The organism is Methylobacterium sp. DB0501, from assembly GCF_011043735.1.
In the GTDB taxonomy this organism is placed as follows: domain Bacteria; phylum Pseudomonadota; class Alphaproteobacteria; order Rhizobiales; family Beijerinckiaceae; genus Methylobacterium; species Methylobacterium alsaeris.
Genome location: NZ_JAAKGV010000018.1, coordinates 87,697 through 104,153 on the forward strand (window position 1 = coordinate 87,697; position 16,457 = coordinate 104,153).

A 16,457-nucleotide genomic window follows, 5' to 3' on the forward strand; every position below is an offset into this window, starting at 1 on the left:
TTCCGGTGCCGACGTTTTCTTCGGTTCTGGAGTGGATCTCCCGCGCCTAAGGTCGCTCCCGGCATGACGACGAATCCTCAGATCCGACTCGGCGCCGATATCGGCGGCACCTTCACCGACATCGTGCTCGACGTGCGGGGCCGCCTGCACTCGACCAAGGTGCTCACCACCTACGCGGCGCCCGAGCAGGCGATCCTCGACGGCCTGGCGATCCTGACCCGCGAGGCCGGCATCGCCCCGGGCGAGATCGACCTGGCGATTCACGGCACGACGCTCGCCACCAACGCCCTGATCGCCCGCCGCGGCGCCCGGGTCGCCTTCGTGACGACGCAGGGGTTTCACGACGTGATCGAGATGCGGACCGAGAACCGGTTCGCGCAGTACGACCTGACCATCCGGCTCCCGGCACCCCTGGTGCCGCGCGAGGACCGGTTCCCGGTGCGGGGCCGGATCGGGGCGCGGGGCGACGAGCTGATGCCCCTCGACGAGGCCGGCCTCGACACCCTGGCCAGGACGCTGGCGGCCGGCGGCTACGGGGCGGTGGCGATCGGCTTCATCCATTCCTACGCCAACCCTGCCCATGAGCGGCGCGCCCGCGAGATCCTGGCCCGCGTCTTGAATGTGCCGATCTCGATCTCGTCCGAGGTCTCGCCGCAAATGCGGGAATTCGAGCGCTTCAACACCGTCTGCGCCAACGCCTATGTCCGCCCGCTGATGGCGGATTACCTCGGGCGGCTGCAAATCCGCCTGCGCGAGGCCGGCGCGACCTGCCCCGTGGTGATGATCCATTCGGGCGGCGGCCTGGTCTCGCTGGAGACCGCCGCCGAGTTCCCGGTCCGCCTCGTCGAATCGGGGCCGGCGGGGGGCGCGATCTTCGCCACCGACATCGCCCGTCGGTTCGACCTGACGAGCACCGTGTCCTACGACATGGGCGGCACCACCGCGAAGATCTGCCTGATCGAGGATTTTCAGCCGCGCACCGCGCGCAGCTTCGAGGTCGCCAGGACCTACCGGTTCTCGAAGGGCTCCGGCATCCCGATCTCGATTCCGGTGATCGAGATGATCGAGATCGGGGCCGGCGGCGGCTCGATCGCCTCGGTCGACGCGATGGGCCGGATCCAGACCGGGCCGGACAGTGCCGGCTCGGAGCCGGGCCCGGCCTGCTACGGCCGCGGCGGCACGCTGCCGACGATCACCGATGCCGACCTCGTGCTCGGCAAGCTCGATCCCGAGTCCTTCGCGGGCGGGGCGATCCGGCTGTCGCGGGACGCCGCCGAAACCGCGGTGCGGGAGGAGGTCGGCGACAGGCTGGGTCTCGCGCCGCTGCCGGCTGCCTTCGGCATCGCCGAGGTGGTCGACGAGAACATGGCGAACGCCGCCCGCGTCCACGCGGTCGAGAACGGCCGCGACCTCGCCGGCGGCGTGATGATCGCCTTCGGGGGCGCCGCCCCCCTGCACGCCGCGCGGCTGTGCGAGAAACTCGACATCGCGCTCTGCCTGGTGCCGGCGGGGGCCGGCGTCGGTTCGGCGATCGGCTTCCTCAAGGCGCCGTTCGGCTACGAAGCGGTCGGCTCGCGGGTGTTCCGGCTCTCGTCCTTCGACGGCGAGGGGCTGGCCGCGCAGGTCGCGGGCTTGAGCGGGACGGCGGAGCGTTTCGTGCGCGCCGGCACGCAGGCGCCGCTCACCCGCGAGGTCACGGCCTTCATGCGCTATGCCGGCCAGGGCTGGGAGATCCCGGTGCCGCTGCCGGACGAGGCCCTGGACGCCGCCGCCCTGCGCGACCTGTTCCGCGCGCATTACGCCCGGTTCTTCGGCCGCCCGGTCGACGGGCTGGACGGGCTCGACATCGAGGTCGTCACCGTCTCGGTGAAGATGCAGGACGCGCGCGAGGCGCCCGCCCGCCACGCCCTCGACACGGTCGGGCGGCCGCTCGGTGCCTCGATCGGCACCCGCCCGGTCTTCGATCCGGCGAGCGGGGAGACCCGCGACAGCGCGGTGGTGGCGCGAGAGGATCTCGCGCCCGGAGACCGGGTCGCGGGGCCGGCGGTGATCGTCGAGCGCGAGACCTCGACCCTCGTCACCTCCCGGTTCGACGCCGTGCTCCAGGGCGACGGCTCGCTCCTCCTGGTCCGGAAAGGGTACCGCTCGTGAGCGCGATCGACGATATCCGCCTGCAGGTGATGTGGAACCGGCTGATCTCGGTCGTCGAGGAGCAGGCCACCACCCTCCTGCGCACCGCCTTCTCGACCTCGGTGCGCGAGGCCGGCGACCTCTCGGCCGGGGTGTTCGACCCGGCCGGGCGCATGCTCGCCCAGGCGGTCACCGGCACGCCCGGCCACGTCAACACCATGGCGGAGGCGGTCGGGAACTTCATGGCGGAGATTCCGCCGGCCGAGATGCAGGAGGGCGACACCTACGTCACCAACGATCCCTGGCTCGGCACCGGGCACCTGCACGACATCACCATGGTGTCGCCGTCCTTCCTCGACGGGGTGCTGGTCGGCTTCTTCGCCTGCACCGCCCATGTGGTCGATGTCGGCGGGCGCGGCTTCGGGGCCGACGGCCAATCGGTCTACGAGGAAGGCCTCCAGATCCCGATCATGCGGTTCATCGACCGCGGCCGCGTCAACGGCGATCTGGTGCGGATCCTGCGCCGGAACGTGCGCGAGCCGAACCAGGTGGTCGGCGACTTCTACTCCCTCGCCGCCTGCAACGAGGTCGGCCACCGCCGCCTCGTCGCGATGATGCGCGAGACCGGGCTGTCCACCCTCGACCCGCTGACCGATTTCATCGTCGCACGCACCCGGGCCGCCATGGCCGAGCGCATCCGCGTGCTGCCCAAGGGCACGTGGTCGAACACCCTGATGACCGACGGCTACGACGCGCCGATCCCCCTGGCCGTCCGGATCGAGATCGGCGAGGAGAGCGTCCACGTCGATTTCGACGGCAGCGCCCCGGTGAGCCGCTGGGGCATCAACGTGCCGATCATCTACAGCAAGGCCTACGCGTCCTATGCGCTCAAATGCGTGGTGGCGCCCGACATCCCCAACAACGCCGCCTCGCTGGCCTTCTTCACCGTCGCGTCGCCGCCCAACATCCTCAACGCCCCGCGGCCGGCCCCGGTGAGCCTGCGCCACGTGCTCGGCCACCTCGTGCCGGATCTGGTGCTCGGCGCGCTCGCCAAGGCCCTGCCCGGGCAGGTTCTGGCCGAGGGCGCAGCCTCGCTCTGGAACATCCACCTGTCGCTGCGCCCGGTCGCGGGGCGCGAGGGCCGTCGGGCCGAGGTGCTGATGTTCAATTCCGGCGGCATGGGCGCGCGGCCCGGCCTCGACGGCCTGTCGGCCACCGCCTTTCCGTCCGGGGTGCACACGATGCCGATCGAGGCGACCGAGCAGACCGGCCCGGTGGTGATCTGGCGCAAGGAGCTGCGGCCGGATTCCGGCGGCGACGGCGCCTGGCGCGGCGGCCTCGGCCAGGTCATCGAGATCGCCGCCGAGGCCGGCTACGACTTCGACTTCTCGGCGATGTTCGACCGGATCGACAACCCCGCCCATGGCCGCGACGGCGGCGGCGACGGGGCGCCGGGCGGCGTCCACCTCGACGACGGCACCCGGATGCGGGGGAAGGGCTGGCAGCACGTGCCGGCGGGCCGGCGCCTGATCCTGACCGTGCCCGGGGGAGGGGGCTTCGGCGATCCGGCGGAGCGCGATCCGGCGGCGCGGGAGGACGACCGGCGCAAGGGCTACGTCACCGGGTGAACGACTGTCACGAAGTGCAAGGAGATCCGGGAAAGGGGCGAGGCTGACATGGAAACGGTAGCTCCTGGGCATGACCGAGCCGCCCGCTTGCCGCCTCGGGGCGGCCCTCCTATCGTGACGGCAGGAGCGGGGGCACGCGACGCGGGGCGATGAGATCGGACGGCGTGCGCCTCCCCCCGCTCAATGCCCTGCGGGTCTTCCACGCGGTGATGCGCCACGGCAGCTTCCGCGGCGCGGCGGATGATCTCCTGGTCAGCCCTCAGGCAGTGAGCCAGCAGATCAAGCTCCTCGAGGACACCCTGGCGGTGGCGTTGTTCGACCGCCGCGGGCGCACGATCGTGCCGACCGAGGCCGCGATCCTCCTCGCCCACTTCGTCCAGAGCGGGTTCGACGAGTTCCGGGAGGGCGTGCGGCGGGTCGCCCGCGTCGGGCAGCGCGACCGGATCGACCTCAATGTCAGCCCCTACTTCGCCACCCGCTACCTCGTCGACCGGCTCGACCGGTTCCGCGCGCGGCTGCCCGGCGCCGATATCCGCATCAAGACGATGGTCGAGATGCCCGATTTCGCCGCCGCCGAGGTCGACGTCGCGATCCAGTGGGGCTTCGGGCAGTGGCGGGACTACGAATCGACCCTGCTGGTGCGCGATCCCAAGATCGTGTGCTGCTCGGCCCGGCTCGCCGCACGCCTCGCCGGGCCGGAGGACCTGGCGCGGGCGCCGCTCGTCCACCTCGTCCTGGCGAGCGAACTCTGGCCGCGGGTGCTCGCGCATCTCGGGGTCGCCGGCGGCACCCTGCGCAACGAGATCCAGGTCCACGACGCCGCGAGCATGCGGCGGGCCGCGCTCTCCGGGCTCGGAATCGGGCTGATCTCCCGGCTCGACGCGATCGAGGACCTGCAGGCCGGGCGCCTCGTCGCCCCGTTCGGGCTCGATGCGCTCGTCGGCATGGATCCCGCCGACATTCCGGGCTTCTACCTCGTCCTGCCGCGCTCGCACCGCCGCCTGAAGGGCGTCGCGGCCTTCTGCGACTGGGTGCTGGGGGAGGACTGGACGCGGCGCCCGGGGGAGGGGCCGACGGCCGGTCCATGACCGTCGCCGGGGACGGCATACGCCCTGGCAGGGGCGGCTCGGCGTGCACCGTTCGCCTGCCGGGACGCGGATCCGCCCGCCACGCATCGAACAGGCCGGCGACAAGGCTCCGCGTGATGCGAGCAGCTTTACAGACCATGGATCGGGAAATAGGATGAGGCGTCAAGCAGAAGGCGACGGAAAAAATGTCGTATCCATGGCAGAAGAAAGAGGAAGAACTCTACGTTGCCGTGGTTAACGAGGAGGAGCAATACTCGCTCTGGCCGGCCTCCGCGGTCATTCCTCCGGGCTGGCGCCAGGCCTGCGAGCCGGGTGATCGCGAAACATGCCTGGACTACATCCGGGAGGTCTGGGTCGACATGCGCCCGCTCAGCCTCCGCAGCAAGACATGAGGCAAGTTCCGTCATCGAGCGGCCGGTCGGCCGGCATCCGGTGGCTGGACCGCTGATCGGCAAGCACAGCTTGTCCCTCGCCGACCGATCTTGGTTCGGCTGCGCCGGTACCTGCGGCACTCTCCTTGCAGAGCCGGGTCCGCCGGGGCCGTTCAGGGAATGACACGATGCATCGCAGAGACGTGCTGCTGGGGGGCGCCGCCGCGCTCGCGGGATGGGCGGCTGCCGGGCCGGCCCGCGCGGCCGAGGAGGTGCTGATCGGCGCCGTCTACCCGATGTCGGGGGCGAACGCCCAGGTCGGGGTCGACGGGCGCCACGCCCTCGAGACCGCGATCGAGATCATCAACGGCGTCCACGACCTCGACCTGCCGGGCGCCCGCGCGGCGGGACTCGCCGGGCTCGGCGGCGCGAAGATCCGCCTCGTGATGGCCGACCACCAGGCCGACCCGCAGAAGGGCCGCTCGGAGGCCGAGCGCCTGATCACCCAGAACAAGGTGGTGGGCATCGTCGGCACCTACCATTCCTCGGTCGCCGCCACCGTGAGCGTGACCTGCGAGCGCTACGGCGTGCCCTTCGTCGCCGCCGACAGCTCGTCGCCGAGCCTGCACCGGCGCAACCTCAAATATTTCTTCCGCCCGGCCGCCCATGACGAGATGTTCTCGGCCGCGATCTTCGATCTCCTCGACGCCGAGCGGAAGAAGGGCGCCAAGGTCGAGACCGTGTCGTTGTTCTACGAGGACACGATCTTCGGCGTCGATTCCTCGAACGTGCAGCGCAAGCTGGCGACCGAGCGCGGCTACAGGATCGCGGCCGACGTGAAGTACCGCTCGAACTCGCCCTCGCTCACCGCGGAGGTGCAGCAGCTCAAGAGTGCGGATGCCGACGTCGTGCTGCCGTCGAGCTACACCACCGACTCGATCCTGCTGGTGAAGACCATGGCGGAGCTGGGCTACAAGCCCCGCAACATGATCGCCCAGGCGGCGGGCTTTGCCGAGAAGGCGACCTTCGAGAGCGTGGGCGACAAGCTCGACGGCCTCATCAGCCGTGCCTCCTTTGCCCTGGACCTCGCGAAGAAGCGACCGTCGATCGGCATCGTCAACGCGATGTACAAGGCCCGGGCCGGCCGCGACCTCAACGACAACACCTCGCGCCTCGTCGAGGCGATGCTGGTGCTCGCCGACGGGATCGACCGGGCCCGCTCGCTCGACGGCGCGAAGATCCGCGAGGCGCTGGCCGCCACCGACACCCCGGCCGCGCAGACCATCATGCCCTGGCGCGGCATCGTCTTCGGCCCCGACGGCCAGAACACCCTGTGCGACCCGGTCCTGATCCAGTACCGCGACGGCACGTTCGTCACGGTCTTCCCGGAGGCCTTCGCGGCGTCGCCGCCGAAATGGCCGATGAACGGGTGAGGGGGATGCGGGCTCGACCGGTGCAATAGGGTACGGTTCGGCGTCCGGATCAAGGATTTAGAGCGGCGTTCGATGGCAACGCGATCGGGCACCGCTCTAGCCTGACGCCTTTTCCGCAGCCCCATACACCGCCAGCTCCTCGCGCAGATACGGCGCCGTGCGGCTGTCCGCGGCCGCCGCGACCACCTCCGGCCGGCCGGCGGCGACGACGTGGCCGCCCAGGGAGCCGGCGCCCGGGCCCATGTCGATGACGTGGTCGGCCTGGGCCACGACGCGCATGTCGTGCTCGACCATCACGACGGTGTTGCCCGCATCGACCAGGCCGTTGAGCTGAAGCATCAGCCGGTCGACGTCGGTCGGGTGCAGGCCCGTCGTCGGCTCGTCGAGGACGTAGAGCGTGCCGCCGCGCTGGCCCCGCTGCAATTCGGTCGCGAGCTTGATCCGCTGGGCCTCCCCGCCGGACAGCTCGGTCGCGGGCTGGCCGAGGCGCAGGTAGCCGAGGCCGAGATCGCGCAGGAGGGCGAGCGGCCGCAGGACCGACGGCTCGTCGGCGAAGGCGGCGCAGGCGCGCTCGACCGTGAGCCCGAGCACGCCGGCGATGCTCATGCCGTTCCAGGTCACCTCCAGCGTCTCCGGCGCATAGCGGGCGCCGTGGCAGGTCGGGCAGGGGGCGTAGACGCTCGGCATGAACAGCAGCTCGACGCTGACGAAGCCCTCGCCCTCGCAGACCGGGCAGCGGCCCTTGGCGACGTTGAAGGAGAAGCGGCCGGCGTCGTAGCGCCGCCGGCGCGCCTCGGGCGTGGCGGCGAACAGCTTGCGGACGGCGTCGAACAGGCCGGTATAGGTCGCGAGGTTCGAGCGCGGCGTGCGCCCGATCGGCTTCTGGTCGACCCTCACCAGGCGCCGGATCGCCTCCATGCCGCCGGTAATCCGGCCTTGCGTCGGGCCGGGGGCCTCGTCGAGCGGGTCTTCGGGCTCGTCGTCGGATTCAGGCGGGCGGCCGAGGCGCTCGCCGACGAGGTCGAGCAGCGCCTGGCTGACGAGGCTCGACTTGCCCGAACCCGAGATGCCGGTCACGGCGGTGAGGCAGCCGAGCGGGAAGCCGGTCGTGACCCCGCGCAGGCTGTTGCGGGTGACCTCCTCCAGGCGCAGCCACCCTTTCGGCTCGCGCCGCCTTGCGGTCGGCGCAGCCGCGAGGCCGAACAGGTGCAGGCGGGTGCGCGACGCCTCGACCTCCCGCAGGCCCTCCGGCGGCCCGCTGTAGAGGATCGTGCCGCCATGCTCGCCCGCGGCGGGGCCGACATCGACGAGCCAGTCGGCCCGGCGCATCGTCCCGAGATCGTGCTCGACGACGAAGAGCGAGTTTCCGGAGTCCAGCAGCCCGGCGAGCGCGTCGTGCATGGCGTCGCCGTCGGCGGGGTGGAGCCCGGCGGTCGGCTCGTCGAGCACGTAGACGACGCCGAAGAGCTGCGAGCGCAGCTGGGTGGCCAGCCGCAGGCGCTGCAACTCGCCCGAGGACAGGGTCGTGGTGACGCGGTCGAGGGAGAGGTAGCCGAGGCCGAGATCCTTGAGCGTCCCGATCCGGTCGACGAGGTCGGCGGCCAAGCGCTGGGCGGCGAGGCGCTTCTCGATCGAGAGGTTGGGGGTCGCCCGCGTGTCGGGCGCGGCCGCATGGGCCGAGCCGCCGGCGGCGACGCGCGCGGCCCGGTCCCGCCGGCCGGCCTCGCGGTCGAGGATGTCCGACTCCGTGCCGTCCTCGGGGAGCTCGTCCTCGGCTGCCGGCCGCAGGGCCTCGGCGAGGTCGGAGAGCGGCATCCGCGACATCTCGCCGATGTCGAGCCCCGCGAAGGTGACGGAGAGCGCCTCGGGCTTCAGGCGCTTGCCGTGGCAGGCCGCGCACTCCTCGCTCACGAGATAGCTCGCGGCGCGCCGGCGCATCAGGGCACTCTGCGAGTTCGTGAAGGCGTGCATCACGTGGCGGCGGGCGCTGGTGAAGGTGCCGATGTAGCTCGGCTCGAGGCGGCGCTTGCGGGCGGCCTGCGTCTGCGCCGGGGTCAGCCCGGCATAGACCGGCTCCTGCGGCTGCTCGTCGGTGAACAGGATCCAGTCCTTGAGCGCCCGCGGCAGGTCCCGCCACGGCGTGTCGACGTCGACGCCGCGGCTCACCAGGATGTCGCGCAGGTTCTGCCCGCCCCAGGCCTGCGGCCAGGCCGCGACGGCGCGCTCGCGGATCGTGAGCGACGGGTCGGGCACCATCGAGGCCTCGGTGGCGCTGTAGACCCGGCCGAGGCCGCCGCAGGACGGGCAGGCGCCCTGGGGCGTGTTGGGGGAAAAGTCCTCCGCGAACAGCATCGGCTGGCCCGGCGGATAGGTGCCGGCGCGCGAGTACATCATCCGCACCAGGCTCGACAGGGTGGTGACGCTGCCGACCGAGGAGCGCGCGCTCGGCGTGCCGCGCTGCTGCTGGAGTGCGACCGCCGGGGGCAGGCCCTCGATGGCGTCGACGTCCGGCACGCCGACCTGGTCGATCATGCGGCGTGCGTAGGGCGCGACCGATTCGAAGTAGCGGCGCTGCGCCTCGGCATAGAGGGTGCCGAAGGCGAGCGAGGACTTGCCGGAGCCCGAGACGCCGGTGAACACCACGAGGGCGTCGCGCGGCATCTCCACGTCCACGTCGCGCAGGTTGTGCTCCCGCGCGCCCCGGACCGTGACGAAGCCCGCCCGCCCCGCCCCCGATCGGGCGATCCTGACCCGGTTTCTCGCCCTGTCCTTGGACTTCGCCTGATCCATGGCTGCTTTCTCGCGGGGATGCGGGTGTCCCGGCCGGTTGGAAGAATGTGAAGGGCGAAAGGCTTCGCCTGCCGGCGACGGTCCCCCGGCCGATGTTTACCTGCTTCGGCGCATGGTCCGGAAGCCGGCCCGGATCGTGGCATGTCCGGGCAGGGCTCGAAGGAGCCGGGCAGGGCCTGCTCGATGTGAGCAACAAGATGAAACCCGCCTCGTCATTCCGGGCTCCGCTTTCGCGGCCCCGGAATGACGAGGCGGGTGTGAGGGCCGTCGAGGCCGATCGATCGGCCGCTCAGGCCACCCGGCTTCCCGCGGGCGCGACCGGCACCGCCGAGGCAGGCCTGGACGTGACCAGGGCGTGGGCCTCCTCCAGGCTCGCGGCCGCCGGCGGCGAACCCCACATCGTCGCGCCGCCGGGCTCGCGGATCGCCAGGATCGACACCGTGCCGACCAGGCCGGCGATCGCCAGGTAATAGGCCGGCCAGTTCAGGTCGCCGGTCAGCGCGACCAGGGAGCCGACGACCAGGGAGGTCGTCCCGGCGAAGAGCGAGACCGAGACGTTGAAGGCCACCGACAGGCCGCTGGCGCGCAGCTTCGTCGGGAACAGGGCCGGCAGGGTCGAGGGCATCGTGGCGCTGAAGCAGATCAGCAGAAGGCCCATGATCAGGAGGCCGAGGAAGGCCGCGACCTCGCTCTGGCTGCGGATCAGCAGGATCATCGGGTAGGCCAGGACGACGAGGCCCACGGAGCCCACGAGCACGAAGGGCTTGCGGCCGAAGCGGTCGGACAGCCAGCCGATCACCGGGATCGACAGCAGCGCGATCACCATGACGACGATCTGCAGGATCTCCGAGGACGTCGCCGACATGCCGCCGGCATGCTGCATCATCGGCAGGGTCTGCGTGACGTAGGTCGGCATGTAGGAGGTGAGCATGTAGTTCGGCACGTTCCAGGCCAGCGCCAGGCCCATGCAGACGAGGAGGTAGGGCCACAGGACCATGACGTCCTTCATGGTCCGGCCGACGGCTTGCGCCTTCTCGCGGTCGTCGGCCTCCTTCTCGAGGGCCGCGAAGGCCGGCGTCTCGGCGAGCCGGGTCCGCAGGTAGACGCCGACGAGCCCGAGCGGCAGGGCGATGAAGAATGGGATGCGCCAGCCCCAGGAGAGCAGCTGCTCCTCGGTGAGCGCGCTGTGGGCCACCGTCACCACGATCGCCCCCAGCAGGTACCCGGTGAAGGTGCCGAATTCGAGCCAGCTGCCGAGGAAGCCGCGGCGCCGGTCGGGAGCGTACTCGGCGATGAAGGTCATCGCATTGCCGTACTCGCCGCCGGTGGAGAAGCCCTGGATGAGGCGGGCGCCGAGCAGCATCAGCGGCGCCAGGATGCCGATGCTCTCCTGGCTCGGGATGCACCCGATCGCGAAGGTCCCGACGGCCATCAGGATCATCGTGGCGGCCAGCACCCGGTTGCGGCCGATGCGGTCGGCCAGGAAACCGAAGAACACGCCGCCGACCGGCCGGATCAGGAACGAGACCGCGAACAACCCGAAGGTCGCGATCTGACCCATCGTGTGCGACAGGTTCGAGAAGAAGACCTTCTGGATCGTCGGCTCGAAATAGGCGTAGACGCCGAAATCATACCACTCGGTGATATTCCCGACCGAGGCCGCCGTGATCGCACGCTTGATCGTCGAAGGCTCGGTCACGACGCATTCCGACGCCTTCCACGACCGATCGGACTCGACATGCATTGACAGCATACAGTCTTCCTCCTTCGCATGACGAGAGTGGTATCAGAGTCTTCGTTGGGGCTGTCGAAGCGTTGTCTGGACGATAATTCTGGGACGGTTTCAAAAGATATGAATTTTCGGTAATGACGGTATCGTTGCCGGTTTGAGGCGCAGCGGCAGCTCTTTAATTCCGCTTCCTCAAATCTGCGTGCACTTTGGTTCAGTCGGGAACTCGGACTTGTAAAAAAGCGACATCATCTTGCAGATTCTCACATCAATGTGATTTTTCCGGTGCGGTGATCGCAGCGGCGGACCGTCGGACGGTCCCCGCGTGAAGTCGACCTCAAGGGAAGGCGGCACCAAGGGAGGTCGGCGGAGGGGTGTCCGCTGCCGGGCCGGCCGGCGCGCGGGCCCGGCACGGAATCCATGTCCGGAATCCGCCTGCCGGGGCGGGCGCGCCGCCCGCTCACCCCCGCGCGCCGCCCGCCCGCGGCATCTTCCACGGCACGTACCGGACGGTCGCGAAATGCAGCCCGAGGAACCCGATCGTCGCCTGGCGGGCGATCCGCAGCTCCCGCGGCGCGCCGGTCACGGCATCGTAGATCAGGCTGCAGGACTGGCCGGACCGGTCGAGCCGGGTCTCCGACCACATCAGGGCGATCCCGAGCGTGCCGGGGACATGGGTCACCTCGTAGCCGCCGATCTTGAGGCTGCGGGCGGGATCGCTCGACCAGGTCTTTGTCTCGCCCGCCTCCTCCATCTCGACGTCGCCGCGGCCGGCGGCGTGGCCGCGGGTCTTGGTGCCGGGACGGCGCAGGCCGAGATCGAGGGTGAAGCGGCGCGGGCGGCGCGGCGGGACGAGGGCGATCAGGCGCCGCGCATCCTCGGTCGCGAAGGTCGGCTCGTCGGCGACGAGCCGGTCCAGGATCGCGTTGGCCTCAAGGCGCTCGGCCAGGGACAGGGCGGGAGGGGTCGCGGGGGGCTTCGAGGGGGGCATCGCGGCGGTCGCTCCGGCGGATCGGGACCCCGCACGGAGACGCCGGGACCCGGGACGCGCAAGCCCTCTCGTGCGATCTCAGGCCCCGAGGACCTTCCAGACCCCTTGCGCGACGGCGCAGACCCGGTCCTCGACCCGCAGATGCCCCTGCATGAACAGGATCGACCGGGTGGCCCGCACCACGCGGCACTCGGCGACCAGGAACTCGCCGACCTCCACGGGCGCGAGGAATTGCAGGTCGAGGTTGATCGTCGCCTGCCGGCGCCCGCCCTGGGCCTCGGCCGAGGCGCGGCCGAGCGCCATGTCGAGGAGCGTCGCCATCACGCCGCCATGGACCACGCCGTTGCGGTTGCGGTGCTTGCCGGCGATCAGGAGGCCGTAGAGGGTACCCGCCTCGCTCGGCCGCTGCCAGACCGGGCCGATCAGGTCGATGAACTCGGACATCGCGACGATCTCCCAGCCGGCGGCGGCCGGGTCGAACGGATGTGTCATGCCGGCGGCCTCCAGGCGGGTGCGTCCGGCGGCGGGGCCGGCGGCGTGCAGGTCCCGACCATAGGCGCCTGCCCCGGCCGCCGTCACCGGGCGGACTTGCTCCGCCCGTTCCCGCCCCGCTCCCGCGCGAGGCAGAAGCGGAACTCCTGCCGGTCGAACCCGGCGGCCTTGAAGTCCGGCCGGCCCGACGCGTCCCGCGGGATCCGCAACTGCTCGACGCAGCGCTGGCACGGCCCGCCGCAGCCCTGCGCCCGGCCCGGGGCGGCCGAGCCGACTACCAGCAGGGCGGCGGCCAGATACGTGATCCGCCGTCGCGCGCCGCCGGTCGGCGAGGGGGCGAGGTGGGTCACGCGGCGATCCAGGCGAAGCGCCCGGCCTCGTCCCAGGCGCAGGCATCGCCGAGCGACGCGGCGAACACGCCCGACAGGCGCGCCCGCTCGGCTTCGACCACGGGCCCGTCCACCGCCACCGGCCGGCACCGGCCCTGCGCGCCGGGCGGCACGAGATCCGGATCGAGCAGGGCCCCGTCCGCGCCCGAGAACCAGGCGCGGCCGCCCATGTCGTAATAGCTCTCCGCGGGCAGGCCCTCGGCGAGTAGGATGTCGTGCGCGTCGAGTTCGACGTGCCAGTAGGTGATCGCCGCCACCGGCTCGCGCCGGATGGTGGTGCCGTTGATCAGGCACATGACCGGCACGAGATGGCCGCCCTCGCCGTCCGCGTCGGCGCCGACCAGGACCGGGTGGCCGGGCGAGAGCGAGAGGTCGCGGGCGGGCAGTCCGGGCCCGAAGGCGCCGGCGCGGATGCGGACCGGCTGCCGGTCGTGGGCGAGCGCCGTGCCGGCGCCGTCGAAGGCGCGATGGCCGATCCAGGCGATCGGGCGAATCGCCCCGGTGGCCGTGACGACGCGGTCGCCGACGCGCAGGCGCTCGACCGCAATCTCGCCGCCGGGCGTGCGGATGCGCGTGCCGTCGGCAAAGCACAGGACGACGTTGGTGCTGATGTCGTACTCGCTGGAGAACTGGCCCGTGCCGGTCGGGATGGGATTCTGGGTGAACGAGAAGTTTGCGGTCGTGTAGTTGCCCGCCACGCGCAAGGCCGCGATCGAGCCGCCCGAGCCGTTCAGGACCTGCAGCGTCTGGCTCGCGGTGTCGTAGTTGAGCGAACCGACCGGAGCGGTGTTCACCAGGCCGATGCGGTCGCCGGCCTGGAACCCGGTGATGGTGCCGCCGAAGGCGATCTGGTTGTTGGCGTCCGGCGCCACGATGAAGCGGTCGTTGCTCCCGCTCAGGAAGTTGACGCTCGTATTGGCGTGGAAGTCGTTCTCGGTCCGCAGGTAGCCGTTGGTGCCGAGGTTGAAGGTGCTGGTGCCGGTGGCGGCCCCGCCCGTCGGCGCGTCGGCGGCGCGGGCGACGAAGACGCCGTTGTTGATGTTGACGGTGCCGTAATTGGCATAGGCGTTGGCGGTCGAGTTGCCCTGCTGCGTCCCGAGATTGACGTTCATCAGCGCCAGGTTCTGGGCGGTGCCGTTCAGGTTGATCGTGCCGGTGTCGTTGAAGAACCCGGCCGCACCGCTCGTGCGGCTGGCATCGATGCCGGCCCCGACCTGGTCCCCGGCCCCGACATTGATCGTGCCCTGGTAATTGACCGTCCCGTGCAGGCCGAGGCCGGCCTGGATCACTGGGCCGGTCGTGCCGCCCTGGTAGCTGCCGCCGGGCAGCGTCGCGTTCAGGATGAAGCCGGACGGAGCCGAGGTGTCGGTCAGGCTGAGGTTGCTGGTGGTCGTCTGCTGCGAATTGATCTGCGAGACGCCGAGCGCGAACGAAACGTTGTTCGGCAGGAACGAGCCCTGCTGGCCGACGACGGTCGCGTCGCCGGCGCTCGCCATCGTCGCAGTGTCGCCGGGCTGGGGCGCGACGCCTTCCTGCCAGTTCGCCGCGTTGTTGAAGGAGCCGGTGACGTTGGGCTTCCAGGTCAGGTTCGCCATGATTCGCGCCTCGTCGCTGTCGCTGTCGCTGTCAACTTTGCATCGGACAGCATCGCGCAGTCGCGCCTCCGGTCCGGCCTCGCCGAACCGCTGGCCTTGACACTCGCGGGGTATGCTGCCCTCGGGTTGTCGAGCAAGGATAGGTTTAGACTGGACAAGCATTCATGATCTTTATTGTTTCTATGTTTGATTTGTAATCGCTTGTGGCAATAGAGACACTGTCGAACAAAATATAAAATACATTTTGTTTCTGATTTGTGCGGAATGTGAGAGAGTGGTTTCCGTCGATCGTGCGCGGCGACCAGCGAAGATCAATGCGGTCATGCGGCATGATCAGATCGCGTGCCGTCGAAGCGTCGTCGCGTCGATCGTCGTCGCCGCCCGGGGCGTCGGTCCCTGCCTCACTTGCGTCAGGACGCGGGTTGTCCCGGCGCGCCGGTGCCGCACATGTCTCTCCCGGTCGCGGCAGCGCGCGCCGCGTCCGACAGGCGACCGGGGAGGGTGGCATGAAGGTGTTCCTGACGCATACGCCCCGTGCTCGCGACCAGTATTACGGTCCTGGCGCCCTTCGCGCCCTGCGCGGCCTCGCCGAGGTGGTCCTGCACGAGGGCGACGCGCCGCTCGACGCCGCCGCCCTGGTCGCGGCGGCGGCAGGCAGCGACCTCGTCATCGCCGACCGGGCCACCGCCGGCCCGGCCGAGATCTTTCCGGCCCTGCCGCAATTGCGCGGTTTCCTGCGCTGCGCGGTCGACATCCGCACCATCGACGTTGCGGCCGCGAGCCGGGCCGGCGTGCTGGTGACGCAGGCCGCCCCCGGCTTCGTCGCCGCGGTCACCGAGCTGGCGCTCGGCTTCATGATCGACCTGTCGCGGGGGATCTCGCGGGCGACGCACGAGTACCGGGCGGGGAGGGCGCCGGAGGTGCGGATGGGGCGGCAATTGTCCGGCAGCCGCCTCGGGATCATCGGCTACGGCGCGATCGGCCGGAACCTCGCCGGCATCGCCCTCCCGCTCGGCCTGGAGGTGCTGGTCTGCGATCCCCACGTCGCCGTCGGGGATCCGCGCCTGCGCCAGGTCGGGCTCGAGACGCTGATGGCCGAATCCGACTTCGTCGTCTGCCTCGCGGTGGCGAACGCGGCGACCGAGAACCTGATCGATGCGGCGGCCCTGCGGCGGATGCGGCGCGACGCGGTGTTCATCAACCTGTCCCGCGGCAACCTCGTCGACGAGGCGGCGCTCGCGGCCGCCTTGACCGAGGGCCGGATCGCCGGCGCAGCGCTGGATGTCGGCCGCGCCCCCGACCAGATGCCCTCGCCCGACCTCGCGCGGCTGCCCGGCGTGATCGCAACCCCGCATGTCGGCGGCCTGACGCCGCCGGCGATCGAGGCGCAGGCCTTCGACACGGTGGAGCAGGTGCGCGCCATCCTGGCGGGGGAGGTCCCGAAGGGGGCGGTCAACGCGGAGAGCTGGACGCGGCAGCCGTGAGGCGCGGGATGCGCAAGATCCCGCAGGTCCTGACGAATCCCCTTATCCGCGACCTCATCCTGAGGTGTCGGTCCATCATCGACGGACTGACCTCGGAGGAGGGTTCCAGGAATCGCGAGACATCCGAAGCCGTCCTTCGAGGCTCCCTTCGGTCGCACCTCAGGATGAGGTCGCCCGTGTGATGAGCGCGAGGAGGTCTCGTCTTGAGATTGACGCGGATCATCGACCCGAAACGGCATCGGTGACTGTCGATCACATCACCGCCCCATCCCTCGCACCGGTCCTGTTGCTGACGGGCGTGGGAGTTTCATTGACAACCCCCCACCCGCCCTTAGAA

Annotated in this window: 12 protein-coding genes; 6 read left to right on the top strand and 6 right to left on the bottom strand. The window is 70.7% G+C overall.

The window, feature by feature from the left end:
- The first annotated feature begins 63 nt into the window (after nt 1-63).
- From G4G93_RS24310 to G4G93_RS24330, 5 genes are all read left to right on the top strand, one after another.
- Entirely contained in the window at nt 64-2,151 is a 2,088-nt protein-coding gene (locus G4G93_RS24310) for a hydantoinase/oxoprolinase family protein (RefSeq protein ID WP_165088153.1), read from the top strand.
- Nucleotides 2,148-3,758 carry a hydantoinase B/oxoprolinase family protein gene (locus G4G93_RS24315; RefSeq protein ID WP_165088156.1) on the top strand — a complete coding sequence of 537 codons (1,611 nt, stop codon included), beginning with the start codon at nt 2,148-2,150 and terminating at the stop codon, nt 3,756-3,758. The genes G4G93_RS24310 and G4G93_RS24315 overlap by 4 nt, the downstream gene beginning before the upstream one ends.
- A 164-nt stretch (nt 3,759-3,922) precedes the next feature.
- Entirely contained in the window at nt 3,923-4,846 is a 924-nt protein-coding gene (locus G4G93_RS24320) for a LysR substrate-binding domain-containing protein (protein ID WP_312892255.1), read from the top strand.
- A 185-nt stretch (nt 4,847-5,031) separates the two neighbouring features.
- Nucleotides 5,032-5,238 carry an MbtH family NRPS accessory protein gene (locus tag G4G93_RS24325; protein WP_165088161.1) on the top strand — a complete coding sequence of 69 codons (207 nt, stop codon included), beginning with the start codon at nt 5,032-5,034 and terminating at the stop codon, nt 5,236-5,238.
- A gap of 167 nt (nt 5,239-5,405) precedes the next feature.
- Complete coding sequence (locus G4G93_RS24330) at nt 5,406-6,650, top strand: ABC transporter substrate-binding protein (protein WP_165088164.1); 1,245 nt, start codon at nt 5,406-5,408, stop codon at nt 6,648-6,650.
- 96 nt (nt 6,651-6,746) lie between these two features.
- Here the strand turns inward: G4G93_RS24330 and G4G93_RS24335 are convergent, their stop codons facing one another.
- The 6 genes from G4G93_RS24335 to G4G93_RS24360 form a co-directional block, all read right to left on the bottom strand.
- A complete protein-coding gene (locus G4G93_RS24335; RefSeq protein WP_165088167.1) occupies nt 6,747-9,440 on the bottom strand; it encodes an excinuclease ABC subunit UvrA in 2,694 nt (897 codons plus the stop codon).
- Between the two features lie 289 nt (nt 9,441-9,729).
- Nucleotides 9,730-11,139, bottom strand: a complete 1,410-nt coding sequence (locus tag G4G93_RS24340; RefSeq protein WP_312892256.1) for an MFS transporter — start codon at nt 11,137-11,139, stop codon at nt 9,730-9,732.
- A gap of 490 nt (nt 11,140-11,629) precedes the next feature.
- Nucleotides 11,630-12,160: a hypothetical protein gene (locus G4G93_RS24345; protein ID WP_206289994.1), complete on the bottom strand. Its 531-nt coding sequence runs from the start codon at nt 12,158-12,160 to the stop codon at nt 11,630-11,632.
- 78 nt (nt 12,161-12,238) lie between these two features.
- Nucleotides 12,239-12,652 carry a PaaI family thioesterase gene (locus G4G93_RS24350; protein ID WP_165088172.1) on the bottom strand — a complete coding sequence of 138 codons (414 nt, stop codon included), beginning with the start codon at nt 12,650-12,652 and terminating at the stop codon, nt 12,239-12,241.
- 83 nt (nt 12,653-12,735) lie between these two features.
- Entirely contained in the window at nt 12,736-13,002 is a 267-nt protein-coding gene (locus G4G93_RS24355; protein WP_165088175.1) for a hypothetical protein, read from the bottom strand.
- On the bottom strand, nt 12,999-14,636 hold the full coding sequence (locus tag G4G93_RS24360; protein WP_246736986.1) for a Hint domain-containing protein: 1,638 nt from the start codon (nt 14,634-14,636) through the stop codon (nt 12,999-13,001). The genes G4G93_RS24355 and G4G93_RS24360 overlap by 4 nt, the downstream gene beginning before the upstream one ends.
- Before the next feature lie 506 nt (nt 14,637-15,142).
- Between G4G93_RS24360 and G4G93_RS24365 the strand changes: the two genes are divergently transcribed.
- Nucleotides 15,143-16,120: an NAD(P)-dependent oxidoreductase gene (locus G4G93_RS24365; RefSeq protein WP_165088177.1), complete on the top strand. Its 978-nt coding sequence runs from the start codon at nt 15,143-15,145 to the stop codon at nt 16,118-16,120.
- Nucleotides 16,121-16,457: the final 337 nt, after the last annotated feature.